The 12,207-nt window shown below is 69.6% G+C and carries 11 protein-coding genes and 1 pseudogene; 9 read left to right on the top strand and 3 right to left on the bottom strand.

Features of this window, described 5'->3' with window-relative positions; genetic code table 11:
- Positions 1 to 21 precede the first annotated feature (21 nt).
- The 5 genes from ACFY0K_RS02095 to ACFY0K_RS02075 all read left to right on the top strand — a co-directional run bounded on the left by ACFY0K_RS02095 (position 22) and on the right by ACFY0K_RS02075 (position 5,982).
- Positions 22 to 1,260: an extracellular solute-binding protein gene (locus ACFY0K_RS02095; protein ID WP_390638163.1), complete on the top strand. Its 1,239-nt coding sequence runs from the start codon at positions 22 to 24 to the stop codon at positions 1,258 to 1,260.
- A gap of 87 nt (positions 1,261 to 1,347) precedes the next feature.
- Positions 1,348 to 2,235, top strand: a complete 888-nt coding sequence (locus ACFY0K_RS02090; RefSeq protein WP_390638162.1) for a carbohydrate ABC transporter permease — start codon at positions 1,348 to 1,350, stop codon at positions 2,233 to 2,235.
- Between the two features lie 44 nt (positions 2,236 to 2,279).
- Positions 2,280 to 3,041, top strand: a complete 762-nt coding sequence (locus ACFY0K_RS02085) for a carbohydrate ABC transporter permease (RefSeq protein ID WP_388713455.1) — start codon at positions 2,280 to 2,282, stop codon at positions 3,039 to 3,041.
- A gap of 31 nt (positions 3,042 to 3,072) precedes the next feature.
- Positions 3,073 to 4,803 carry an RICIN domain-containing protein gene (locus tag ACFY0K_RS02080; protein WP_390638161.1) on the top strand — a complete coding sequence of 577 codons (1,731 nt, stop codon included), beginning with the start codon at positions 3,073 to 3,075 and terminating at the stop codon, positions 4,801 to 4,803.
- A 213-nt stretch (positions 4,804 to 5,016) separates the two neighbouring features.
- Complete coding sequence (locus tag ACFY0K_RS02075; protein WP_390638160.1) at positions 5,017 to 5,982, top strand: pirin family protein; 966 nt, start codon at positions 5,017 to 5,019, stop codon at positions 5,980 to 5,982.
- A gap of 354 nt (positions 5,983 to 6,336) precedes the next feature.
- Here the strand turns inward: ACFY0K_RS02075 and ACFY0K_RS02070 are convergent, their stop codons facing one another.
- Complete coding sequence (locus tag ACFY0K_RS02070; protein WP_390638159.1) at positions 6,337 to 7,281, bottom strand: helix-turn-helix domain-containing protein; 945 nt, start codon at positions 7,279 to 7,281, stop codon at positions 6,337 to 6,339.
- 251 nt (positions 7,282 to 7,532) lie between these two features.
- Between ACFY0K_RS02070 and ACFY0K_RS02065 the strand changes: the two are divergent.
- From ACFY0K_RS02065 to ACFY0K_RS02055, 3 genes and pseudogenes are all read left to right on the top strand, one after another.
- Positions 7,533 to 8,478: pseudogene (locus tag ACFY0K_RS02065) on the top strand (NADP-dependent oxidoreductase).
- A 38-nt stretch (positions 8,479 to 8,516) separates the two neighbouring features.
- Entirely contained in the window at positions 8,517 to 9,017 is a 501-nt protein-coding gene (locus tag ACFY0K_RS02060; protein ID WP_020131489.1) for a cupin domain-containing protein, read from the top strand.
- 34 nt (positions 9,018 to 9,051) lie between these two features.
- Complete coding sequence (locus ACFY0K_RS02055; protein ID WP_390638158.1) at positions 9,052 to 9,288, top strand: hypothetical protein; 237 nt, start codon at positions 9,052 to 9,054, stop codon at positions 9,286 to 9,288.
- A 70-nt stretch (positions 9,289 to 9,358) separates the two neighbouring features.
- Here ACFY0K_RS02055 and ACFY0K_RS02050 read toward each other — a convergent pair whose 3' ends face one another.
- The gene (locus tag ACFY0K_RS02050; protein ID WP_390638157.1) at positions 9,359 to 9,628 is read right to left on the bottom strand and encodes a hypothetical protein; all 270 of its coding nucleotides are present in this window, start codon (positions 9,626 to 9,628) and stop codon (positions 9,359 to 9,361) included.
- Between the two features lie 896 nt (positions 9,629 to 10,524).
- Here ACFY0K_RS02050 and ACFY0K_RS02045 point away from each other — a divergent pair.
- A complete protein-coding gene (locus ACFY0K_RS02045; RefSeq protein WP_390638156.1) occupies positions 10,525 to 11,175 on the top strand; it encodes a hypothetical protein in 651 nt (216 codons plus the stop codon).
- Here the strand turns inward: ACFY0K_RS02045 and ACFY0K_RS02040 are convergent.
- Positions 11,117 to 11,893 (bottom strand): hypothetical protein, encoded by a 777-nt coding sequence (locus ACFY0K_RS02040; RefSeq protein ID WP_390638155.1) that lies wholly within the window; start codon positions 11,891 to 11,893, stop codon positions 11,117 to 11,119. The two genes, ACFY0K_RS02045 and ACFY0K_RS02040, sit on opposite strands and share 59 nt — an antisense overlap.
- Positions 11,894 to 12,207: the final 314 nt, after the last annotated feature.

Raw genomic sequence — 12,207 nt, 5'->3', positions numbered from 1 at the left:
CTACGACAACGAGGTCAGCCCGTGATACCAACCCGCCGTACCGTCCTGGCCCTCGCCACGGCCGCCCTGCTCCCCCTCACCGCCTGCGGTGGCGGTTCCGGCTCCTCGGGATCGTCGTCCCCGGCCGGCGGGACGTACACCTTCTGGGACCCGTACCCGCAGTTCGACGCCTCCTCCGACTGGGGAAAGCGGGTCGCCGCGTGCGCCACGGCGGCCGGGGTGAGGCTCAAGCGGACCGCGTACGACACCACCGACCTCGGCAACAAGGCGCTGCTGGCCGCCCAGCAGGGCAACGCGCCGGACGTGATGCTGGTCGACAACCCGGTGGTCTCCACGCTGGTGGAGGCCGGGATCCTCACCAAGACCAGTGACCTGGGCCTGGACACCGCGTCGATCCAGAAGAACATCATCGGCGCCGGCACGATCGACGGCGCTGCCTACGGCGTCCCGATCGGCGCCAACACCCTCGCGCTCTACTACGACAAGAAGGTCCTCGCCGCGGCCGGTGTCGACCCGGCCTCCGTCAAGGACTGGGCGTCGCTCACGGCCGCGCTGAAGAAGGTCAAGGCGGCCGGGAAGAAGGGGATCACCTTCTCGGCGATCAACACCGAGGAGGGCAGCTTCCAGTTCCTGCCGTGGTTCTGGGGCGCGGGCGGCGACCTGACAAAGCTCGACTCCGCCTCGGGAGTTGCCGCGCTGTCGCTGTGGAAGCGGTGGGTGGACGCGGGGTACGCGCCGAAGGACGTGCTGCAGAACACCCAGACCACCAGCTGGCAGGAGTTCGCGACCGGCGACTACGCGTTCAGTGAGAACGGCACCTGGCAGCTCGGCAACGCCGACAAGGCCGGGTTCGGGTACGGTGTCATCAACATCCCCGCGCAGAACGGCGGTTCGGCGCCGGTGCCGACGGGTGGCGAGTTCGTCACGGTGCCCGTGCAGAAGGACACCTCGCGCTATGACGTCAGCAAGAAGATCGTCGGCTGCCTGACCAGCGACTCCAGCCTGCTGGCCACCGACACCACCCTCATGTACGTGGCGCCGACCTCCGCCGTGCAGTCCCAACAGGTGGCGAAGAACGCGGAGTTGAAGCCGTGGGTGGCGGCGGTCACGGCGGCGCGGGGCCGGACCAGCGGTGGTCTCGGCACCAGGTACCCGACGATCTCGCAGCCCTTGTGGACGGCCGTCCAGGCCGCGCTCTCCGGCGGGAAGAGCCCGCAGGACGCGCTGAACGCTGCGCAGGCTGCGGCGGGCAAGGGCTGACCGGTGGCCGTCAATCTGCGGGTTGGCGGGGGCTGGTCGCGCAGTTCCCCGCGCCCCTTCAAGGGCGCTGCACCACAGGAAGTTCGCTTGTCCCCGTCCCTTCGGCGGCGGCTGACGGCGCTTGCCTTCGTGACGCCCCTGCTCCTCTACCTCACCGCCTTCTACGCCTATCCCCTCTACCGCAACCTCGACCTGAGCCTGCGCGACTACACCGTGCGCTCCTTCGTGGCGGGCGACGCGCCGTTCTCCGGCTGGGCCAACTTCCGTACCGTGCTGGACGATCCGACGTTCGGCCCGGCGCTGCGGCACACCATGGTCTTCACCCTCGTGTCGATCGCCTTCCAGTACGTCATCGGGCTGGCCCTCGCGGTCTTCTTCAACCGGCACTTCCGGCTCTCGACCGTGCTGCGGGCACTGTTCCTGATCCCCTGGCTGCTGCCGCTGATCGTGTCGGCGTCGACGTGGTCGTGGATGTTCAACAGCGAGTCGGGGGTGGTGAACTACGTCCTGCACTTCCTCGGCGTCGGCCCCATCGGCTGGCTGACCTCGCCCGACTGGGCGCTGACCTCGGTGATCGTCGCCAACATCTGGATCGGCATCCCCTTCAACCTGGTCATCCTGTACAGCGGCCTGCAGAACATCCCCGGTGAGCTGTACGAGGCGGCGGCCCTCGACGGGGCGGGCGCCTGGCAGCAGTTCCGCCGGATCACCTTCCCGCTGCTGCGCCCGGTGTCGGCGATCACCCTGCTGCTGGGGCTCGTCTACACCCTCAAGGTGTTCGACCTGATCTGGATCATGACCAAGGGCGGCCCCGGCGACGCCTCCGCCACGCTGGCGACCTGGTCGTACCAGCTGGGCTTCGGCACGCTGCTGCCCAGGTTCGGTCCCGGTGCGGCCGTCGGCACCATGCTGATCCTGATCGCGCTGGTCTTCGGCCTGCTGTACGTCCGCGTCCAGAGGAGGCAGGAGGCGTGAAGTCCCGTGGCCACACCGTGCTGGGTCTCCTCCTCACGGCGCTGATGCTGTTCCCGGTGTACTGGATGCTCAACGTGTCCCTCACCCCGCAGCAGGACATGCGCAAGGACCCGCCGGACCTGCTCCCGCTGCACCCGACCTTCGAGGGTTACCGGGCGGTCCTCGACGACCAGCTCCCCTACCTGGGCACCAGCCTGCTGATCGGCATCGGCACGGTCGCCCTCACCCTCCTGATCGCCGCCCCGGCCGGCTATGCGCTGGCGAAGCTGCGCCCGCGCGGGGGCGGGGCGCTGAGCCTGGCCCTGCTGATCGCCCAGATGGTCCCGGGCATCGTCATGGCGATGGGCTTCTACGGCATCTTCCTGGACCTCGGTCTGCTCAACACCTGGTGGGGGCTGGTCGTCGCGGACTCCACCATCGCCGTGCCCTTCGGCGTCATGATCTTCACCGCGTTCATGTCGGGCATCCCCGGCGAACTCCTTTCGGCCGCCCGGATCGACGGCGCCGGCACCTGGCGCACCTTCCGGTCGGTCGTCCTCCCGCTGAGCCGCAACGCGGTCGTCACCGTCTCGCTGTTCGGCTTCCTGTGGGCCTGGTCCGACTTCGTCTTCGCCAACACCCTCGACGGCGGCGGCAGTTGGAAGCCGATCACGCTCGGCATCTACAAGTACATCGGCAACAACAACCAGGAGTGGAACGCGATCATGGCCACCGCCGTCGTCGCGTCGGTCCCCGCGGCCGTCCTCCTGGTCCTCGCCCAGCGCTACGTGGCCGCGGGCGTGACCGCGGGCGCGGTGAAGGACTGACACCCCCTGGCTCCTCGAGGAGACGCATGCCATGAGCCGCACACCCCGCAGCGCCACGCTCGCCGCCGTGATCCTCACGGCCGCCCTCGGCACCGCCGCCCCCGCCCACGCGGCGCCCACCTCCGCCACCACCCTCGTGGTGAGCGCCGACCAGACGCTGCGGCCGGTCACGCACGTGGCCTCGGGCAGCCTCTACGGTCTCGACACGGCGAGCGTGCCGACGGACAGCCTGGTCGAGCCGCTGAAGCCGAACACCTTCGTGCAGATGGCGCCCGGCGGCAGCCAGCTGCCCAACGGCGAGTCCACTCCAGGCGGTGACGCCCTCACCGTCGCCCCCGAGGCGGCGAAGGCCGGCGCGAAGGTCGTCGTACGGATGCCGGACTGGTACCCGGACTTCCCTTACAAGTGGGTGAGCTGGAGCGACTGGCTGTCGGCCGTGGACAGGCAGGTCGCGTCGGTGAAGTCCTCCGGGGCCACGAACGTCGCCGCCTACGAGCTGTGGAACGAGCCCGACGGCACCTGGGACACCTCTGCGGCGGGCGCCTTCGACGACGGCTGGTCGCGGACGTACAAGGAGGTCCGTGCGAAGGACGCCGGCACCCCCGTTCAGGGGCCCAGCTTCGCGACGTACACCGACAGCAAGATGAGGACGTTCCTCCAGGACGCCGTCGCGAACAACGCCGTGCCGGACATCGTCAGCTGGCACGAGCTGCAGAGCAGCGCGAACATCGCGGCGCACGTGGCCGACTACCGGGCGCTGGAGTCGAGCCTCGGTCTCAGCCCCCGCCCGATCGCCGTCGAGGAGTACGGCACCACGAGCGAGGTCGGCGTCCCCGGGCCGCTCGCGAGCTATGTCGCCAAGTTCGAGCGGGCCGGCGTGCACGACGCCGAGCTGGCCTTCTGGAACCACTACGGCACCCTCGGCGACACCCTCACGGACACCGGCGGATCACCCGACGGCGCCTACTGGCTGTACAAGTGGTACGGCGACATGTCGGGGAACATGCTGGTCACGACGCCGCCGGCGCAGACCGGCATCGACGGCTTCGCCGCCCGCAACGGCGCGGGCAACCAGATCAGCGTGGTCACCGGCGGCTGCACCGGCTCGTGTGCCGTCACCGTCAACGGGCTGTCCTCGCTCTCCGCTTTCGGCAGCACCGTGCACGTCAGGCTGGAGTACACGCCGTCCAAGGGCCGCACGACCGCGGTCGCCGGTCCGGTGACGATCTCGGACTCCGACTACACGGTCAGCGGCGGCTCGATCACCGTGCCGGTCACGATGAACGCCTCCGACGGCTATCACCTGACCGTCACCCCGAGCGGCACCGCCACCTCGCTCGCCGGCCGCTACCAGATCACCAACAGGAACAGCGGCCTCGCCCTGGACACCAGCGGCGCGGGCACCGCCCAGGGCACCCTCGTCGTCCAGGCCGCCGCCACCACGGGCACCGACCAGAACTGGACCCTGGTCGCGGCGGGCAACGGCCTCTACAAGATCCGGCAGCAGGCGAGCGGCCTGCTCCTCGGCATCACCGACGCGGGCACGAGCGACGGCGGCACCGCCCTGATCTGGGGCGACAACGGCACCGCCGACCACCTCTGGCAGCTGATCCCGTCCGGCGACGGCTCCTACAAGATCGCCAACTACAACAGCGGGCTGCTGCTCGGGGTGACCGGCATGAGCACCTCGTCCGGCGCCCAGGTCCTCCAGTGGGACGACAACGGCACCGCCGACCACCTGTGGAAACTGACCGCCCGCTGACGTACGCCACGGCGGACCCGAGCACACCCGTGCGGAGCGGCGACCGGCGTTCGCCGCCCCGCACGGCCCGCTCCGTGACGTACCGGCGGGCGGTCGTCGTGACGGGGGCCGCTCGCACGCGGACAGAGCCGTCTTCCACAACGTGAGGGACGGATTCCGTACGACCGGCCGACCGCTCGGCAAGGGGGACCTTCGGCCGCTAAGTTGTCCGACATGAGCAACCTTGACCGCGCGCCCGTTCCGAGCGTGTGCGGCGGCCGCGGATTCGTCGTCGCCGAACCCGTCCGCGAGCTGCTGAGCCCCCGCCACGTGCAACTCGGCGAGTCGACCGAGGTGCGCCGGCTGCTGCCGAACCTCGGCCGCCGCATGATCGGCGCCTGGGCGTTCGTCGACCACTACGGCCCCGACGACATCGCCGACGAGCCCGGGATGCAGGTCCCGCCGCACCCGCACATCGGGCTGCAGACGGTCAGCTGGCTGCACCAGGGCGAGGTCCTGCACCGCGACTCGACCGGCAGCCTGCAGACGATCCGCCCCCGCGAGCTGGGGCTGATGACCTCGGGCCGGGCGATCAGCCACTCCGAGGAGAGCCCCAGGCCGCACGCCCGGTACCTGCACGGCGCCCAGCTGTGGGTGGCTCTCCCGGACTCGCACCGCCACACGGACCCGCGGTTCGAGCACCACCCCGACCTGCCGACGGTCACGGCGCCCGGCCTGACCGCCACGGTCATCCTCGGCTCCCTCGACGGCGCGACGTCCCCCGGTACGACGTTCACCCCCATCGTCGGCGCGGACCTGTCCCTCGCCCAGGGCGCCGACCTCCGCCTGCCTCTGCAGACCGACTTCGAGTACGGCGTCCTCGCCATGTCCGGCGAGGTACACGTCGACGGCGTGCCGGTACTCCCGGGCTCCATGCTCTACCTGGGCTGCGGCCGCACCGAACTCCCCCTGCGCGCCGAGTCGGACGCGGCGATCATGCTCCTGGGCGGCGAGCCGTTCGAGGAGGAGCTGATCATGTGGTGGAACTTCGTCGGACGCACGCAGGAGGATATCGAGCGGGCCCGGGAGGACTGGATGAGCGGGACGCGATTTGGGGAAGTGAAGGGTTACGACGGAGCGCCCCTGCCCGCCCCCGAACTGCCGCCGGTACCACTGAAGCCACGGGGGCGAGTGCGCTGAGCTGGGATTTCGCGACCCCGCACACGCACCACCGGGCGAGGCGAGAGACGCCCCGCCCGGTTCATCAAGATAGCGAGAGCAAACCGCGTAACACCGCCCGTTCCGTCACCCCTCGAAGTACAGGATTCGCCAGCCGTGGTCAGCTTTGATCGGACTGATGCTGACTCAATGCTGACTTTACTGACGGATAATCAGATTCTCCTGGAAGGCTCCACCCTCCGGATGAGCCGGCGTCTGGCACGGCCACGTGCCGCCGGCCGGCACTGATGGGTAGCCGCGTGGTCACACCCGAGCACATGGTGGACAGCTTCGCGGCCTTCCCGGCGCTGCTCCGCGCGGCGGCCGGGTGAGGCGTTACGTCAGTCGGCGTGCGAATTGTGCTGGTGTCGCGTGGTATTGCTTCTTGAAAGCGCGGATGAAGTGGCTGCTGTCGGTGAAGTGCCAACGCGCGGCCGCCTCGGAGACGGTGAGCCGTGACCCGGACGCGGTGAGTGCCTCGGCCGCTTCCTCCAGGCGTCGGCGGCGGATGTAGGCGCTGAACGACTCGTCCACACTCGCGAAGGACCGCTGCAGGGTCCGGACGGAGACGTGCAGTTGCGCGGCGACCGCGGCCGGCGACAACTCGGCGTCGGTGAGCTGGGCATCTGCCAGGTCCTTGGCCGCCTGCGCCAGCGCCGGGGTGAAGGCGGGCTCGCGGTCGTCGAAATGGTCGAGGATCAGCCCTTTGGCGAGTTCGAGCAGGGCGTTGCGGGACGCGTGCGCCCCCGCCGGGCGGAGGCCGCTCACGGTCCGCTGCACCATGCTGGTGTGTGCCATGAGGATCTGCGCTGCGGGCGAGGTGGCCTGGCCGGTGCGCGGTTTCCCGGCGACCAGGGGCCGCAGGGCGTCGCCGGGAAAGATGAAGATGCGAGTGCCGATCACAGGGGTGGTGTGGAAGTGATTCTCCGTCACGACGTGGTGCATGAAGTAGGTGCCGGCCGAGACGTACACGTCACCGCCCTGATCGTGCGGGTTCTGCAGGGCCACCGCACCGCGCAGCCCGACGTACAGCCTGATCTGATCGTGCTCGTGCGTTCCGACTGCCCGGGTGCTCACGGATGAGGATGCCCAGAGCTCGTTGACGGCGGTGTCTTCCAGCGTCACCGAGCGCATCGTTCCCTGGAAGCCGTCGACCGTGGAAGCGCTGAATTCCGGCAGCGGGTACAGGTCCCTCATGCGGTCGTTCCAGGTGTCGGTGAACGGCTCCCACGTTCCCCGACCGGTGCCGGTGGAGTCGGCGTCGACGGTGAACGTACCCACCCTGCCCCCCGGGCCACGGAAACGCGGCCTGCTCGTCATGTGCCCTCCGCCCCGATGAGGATGTCGCCGGAATCCCATCCTGTGTCGCGAAGGTACACCCGTTCCACGTACGCCTGTTCCTACGCTTGGTGGCGCTTCGACCTCCACAACGATCTACCGCCTGCCAGCCGTGCCGGCGCCGCAGCCACCGTGTCTTGCTTCGCACGCGGCGCAAGGCGACCGCGACCCCGCGGGCGAAAGTGAGAAGAACTATGAAGGCAGTGCGCTTCCACCAGTACGGCGACCCCGACGTCCTGCGTTACGAGGACGTGGAGCAGCCGGTTCCAGGCGCCGGGCAGGTGCGTGTCCGTGTTGCGGCGACGTCGTTCAACCCGGTCGACGCCAACATCCGCGCCGGGTTCATGCAGGGGCCGATCCCTGTGACGCTGCCGCACACACCCGGCATCGACGTCGCCGGCACGGTCGACGCGCTCGGCGAGGGCGTGACCGGCGTCCAGGTCGGGGACCAGGTCATCGGCTTCCTGCCGATGGCGGGACCCGGCGCCGCCGCGGAGTATGTCCTGGCCCCGGTTGAGGCCCTGACGCCGGCGCCCAAGAGCGTTGCGCTGTCCGACGCGGCCGCGCTGCCGCTGGTGGGCCTGACCGCGTGGCAGGCGCTGTTCGAGCACGCCGAGCTGACCGCCGGGCAGCGCGTGCTGGTCAACGGTGCGGGCGGAGCGGTCGGCGGCTTCGCCGTGCAGTTGGCCAAGCAGGCCGGCGCCTTCGTGATCGCCACGGCCGGTCCGCGCAGCAGTCGGCGCGTCACGGCCGCGGGTGCGGACGAGGTCATCGACCATACGACCGCCGACGTCGTCGCGGCGGTGAGCCAGCCGGTCGACGTCGTACTCAACCCTCGCGCCGGTCGAACCGGCACAGCTGGATGCGCTCCTCGGTCTGATCCGCCCCGGCGGTGTCCTGGTGAACACCACCGTGTGGATGCCCGCTCCCACCGACGAGGAGCGCGGCGTACGCGGCATCGACCTGTTCGTCCGCAGCGACGCGGAGCAGCTGTCGCACCTGGCGGAGCTGATCGACGGCGGCGAGCTGCGCGTCGAGGTCGCCCGGCGGGTGCCGCTGGCCGAGCTGCCGGCCCTGCACGCCGACGCTGCCGCGGGCGTACTGCCCAGCGGCAAGGTCGTCGTCACGCCCGGCGCCTGACGCGCCCACCTGACTGAGCTGTGAAGGAGACGACCCCGATGATCCCCGACGACGATCCGTCGCGCTCGCTGACCGTGGCGAACCCTGACGACCCCGGCACGACGTACATCTCACTGGTGGGCAACACCTACGGCATGCTGATCACCGGCGAGCAGACCGACGGCCGGTACTGCCTGATCGACATGCGCATCCCCGACGGCGGAGGCCCGCCGCCGCACCGGCACGACTTCGAGGAGATGTTCACGATCCTCGAGGGCGAGATCGAGTTCACCTTCCGCGGCGAAAAACACACCGTACGGGCCGGGTCCACGATCAACATCCCGGCCAACGCGCCGCACAACTTTCGCAACGCGTCGGGTGCGCCGGCCCGCATGCTGTGCATGTGCACCCCCGCAGGCCAGGACGAATACTTCACACGCATCGGTGACGTCGTCGTCGGCAAAGACGCACCGCCCCCGCAGCTGTCGGACAACGAACTCGCCGAACGCCGTCACCGGGCCGCCGAGTTGGCGTCGACCTACCGGAGCGAGTTCCTGTAGCTCGCAGGCCCGGCAAGCCCGGCACCGGTCTGCCGTGGACAAACTCGCCCGGACCTTGGAGATCGTCATGTGCACCGACGGCATGACAGGGTTCGTGGTGCTGCCCAGACGCCGGGTGGCAGAGCGCATGTTCGCATGGTTGATGAACTCCCGCCGTCTGGCCCGGGACTACGAGACGTTTCCGGCCAGCAGCGAGGCGGTGATCCGGTGGGAGACGGTCACGTGGATGAGCCGGCGTCTGGCACGGCCACGGGCCGCCGGCCGGCACTGAACATCCCCGATGCCTCCAGGAGGACCCACCCGCGTTCTGCCAGGCCGCTGGTAGCCGGGCGCGAGCACGGTCACCGGCAGGCGTCCCGCCAGGGCGGCACCACCGACCCCGGCACTGGTGAGGGCACCGTTTCCTGCTCCGCCTCGGTCACGGCAGTCGTCTCGGAGGCGGACAAGGCCAGGTCCTCGACCAGTTCCTCCCGCGCGATCACCCGCCGATCCAGCTCGATCGCCGCGGCCTCCAACACCTCAGCCAACCGCGCGGCTTCCTCCCACAGGCCCTCCACCCGTACCCGGGCAGCCGCCTCCCGCTCCTCCAGCATTCCCAGCACCGACGCCACCGCGCACCCCTCGGTCATGAAGCAGATACAAGACGTCCGCATGCCTCCCTCACCCCGAGCCAAACCATGCCTGACCAGTAGAAATCAACGGATCACGTTCGGTGAGATACGGCTTCTCGGACCCGGAGGACCGCGCTGACGAAGGACTCGCAGCTACCACTCCACCTGGCCTCGCAACTCTGCCCAGGTATAGCTGTCCATACCGTCGTGAGGGCCGATCCTGGAGAGTTCCGAGCCGTCACCCCCCACAGCCACGAGGAGCGGGCGCATCCCCCCGTGGCCCGTGGACGGGGACTTCCAGACCACGACGAGCCACCCATGCCCAGGCACCTCGACCCGTCGGTCACCGAGGAGGAGATGATCCACCTCGGCCGCCACCCGGAGTTCGCTGGACCCGACCCACGGGCCCATCCCTATGGAGTCCGGACGACGATGCCGCAGGCGATAGGCATGGTTCAGGCAACCTGTGCCTCCGCCGAGCTCGATCATGCCGACCTGCCCTGGCTGGCCCACCGCCCGCCTCTCGGCTGGCAGATCACCGCCCGACGCACTCCCCCGACCTATGCACCGCCACTTCTCGCCGCAGCGCTCAATCAGTGCAGTATGCGTCTCCGTTCTCGCAGATCCGGGACGCCAGACGAGCCAGACTGCGCCGACGCCGGCATCCAGGTCGACGTCACCCGACACAAGGGTCATCAAGCGACGAGGCAACCAACCGGGCTGCGACACCGTGCCGTTGAGCACGCGTCGGACCACCCTCGGCAGAATGATCCCCATGCAGCGGTCGATACGGCGTATGTGACGCAACTCCGCGCGAGTGGACATGTACACACGGTACCCAGCGGCGGAACCCACCGCGACGGATCTCGCCCTCGTATCGCACTCGTTCAGGTGAAGTGCAGATAAGCACCGACTGCTGGCGCGCCGCCCAAGACGAGGACACCGAGTCCAAGGCCGACTGGCTGGCGAAGAAGCGAGTCGCGGAGCAGGCCGAGGCCGAGGAGTGGTCGACGCGGTATCGGGTGCCTCCCCTGGAGGGAACCGACCGCGCCATCACCTGGGGCACCCGCTGCCGCCACCAGCTCGTGGCCGCCGCGTACACCGCCCTCGTCGCCGAAGGCACCACCGGCGAGGCGGAGTGGGCCGCCGTCGAGGACGCCGCGCGGCCCCTAACGCGTGCGGGGTGGTGGCTGACCAACGACCTGGTGAACGGCACCGCATGGGGCCGCTTCACCTGCCGAAACGCGACAACCACCTTGTCTGCCGTGGGCGGCACACTGATGTCCCTTGTGGCGCTGGGGCTGGTCCGTCCTGACCTCGACGGGGACGAGGCCGTCTCCGACCTGGCAGAGATGGTCCTGCGCATGGTCGGCGTCCCTCCGGACGACGCCCGTGAGGTCACCCGGCGCCCGGCCCGGCCTCGACTGACAGCTCAGGGGCCCGGCGTCCAGAAGGGATGCCGGGCCCCTGCGTTCGTGCGCTGGGCGCTTACCTCAGCGCCGCCAAGGCTGCGTCGACGCCCGCGACGGGCGAGCCGAGACCGGTGACCGTGTCGTAGCCCGGCCCAGCCGTGCACTCGGCACCGCAGCGGCCGTTGGAGCCGGAGGTGATGTCGCGCAGGGAGGTGCTGTCCAGCGCGTAGACATCGGTGTGCGCGGTGTCGCCCTCAGGGCCGTCGGAAGCCAGGTGCGGCTTGCCGGCGGTGGCCCGGAGCTGGTCGGCCGAGGCGATGATCGCGCCCCAGATCGGGGCTGACAGGCTGGCGCCGCCCACCTTGAACCACACGGAACTGGTGGTGTCCCCTTCGGTCATGGTCATGTAGACGGGCACGCCGGTGGATGGATCGGCCACGAAGCTGACGTCCGGCGTGGCCCGCAGTGGCGAGGACTGCACGCCGTCCTGGTAGGCCGGGCGCGGCTCGAAGTAGCCCAGCCCGGCACCGGTGGACCTCCACGCCGTCTCACCCGTGGTGTTGCCCTCGGCGTCCAGTCGGAGGCTGGTGCCGCCGATGGCCAGGGCGTAGGAGTTGGTGGCCGAGTAGCCGCTGGGGTAGCCGGAGTCCCCGGTCGACTGGACGCATACCGAGTCGGCCAGCTTGCAGTGGCCGTCGTAGAAGGCCTCCTCGGAGAACTCGCCGGTGCCCCAGCTGTTGCTGACCGCGGCCGGGTGCAGCGCCGTGGCGACGTCATCGGGCCGGGAGAGTGTGGCCGTGGCCGGTTCCGTCGCCCTTGAGGCCCAGGCGTGCCTGCGGAACTGCTCCAGCACCTCGTACTCCTCGGGGAACAAGCCAGGGAAGCCGCGCGACTGAAACAGCGTGGGCGGAGCGAATGATAACGGCTACAACGTTACCGTTATTCCGGAGTTCACGTCAACGCGATGACTCGGTAGCGGCCGCAACCGCACGTCGGCGCCGAGGCGCTTGACGCGCCCCGACCATTAATGGCAACGTCGTATCCGTTAAAGGCTTGGGGCGCTTGACCTGGCCGATCGATCCTGACCTGTTCCGAGGGAGTGTGCGACCTGACCCGGTTGCCGCACTTCCGTATGCCGCCGTCACCACACTCCGCACCGTGCCGATC

The sequence above is a fragment of the Streptomyces sp. NPDC001507 genome (genome assembly GCF_042894765.1).
GTDB lineage: Bacteria > Actinomycetota > Actinomycetes > Streptomycetales > Streptomycetaceae > Streptomyces.
The sequence above is the reverse complement of the archived record's forward strand: the minus strand, read 5'-3'. Positions and strand labels throughout refer to the sequence as shown.

Coding starts and splice junctions, on each gene's coding strand:
- ACFY0K_RS02085 (WP_388713455.1), top strand. CDS start 2,280: ATGCTGTTCCCGGTGTACTGGATGCTCAACGTGTCCCTCACCCCGCAG.
- ACFY0K_RS02080 (WP_390638161.1), top strand. CDS start 3,073: ATGAGCCGCACACCCCGCAGCGCCACGCTCGCCGCCGTGATCCTCACG.
- ACFY0K_RS02075 (WP_390638160.1), top strand. CDS start 5,017: ATGAGCAACCTTGACCGCGCGCCCGTTCCGAGCGTGTGCGGCGGCCGC.
- ACFY0K_RS02060 (WP_020131489.1), top strand. CDS start 8,517: ATGATCCCCGACGACGATCCGTCGCGCTCGCTGACCGTGGCGAACCCT.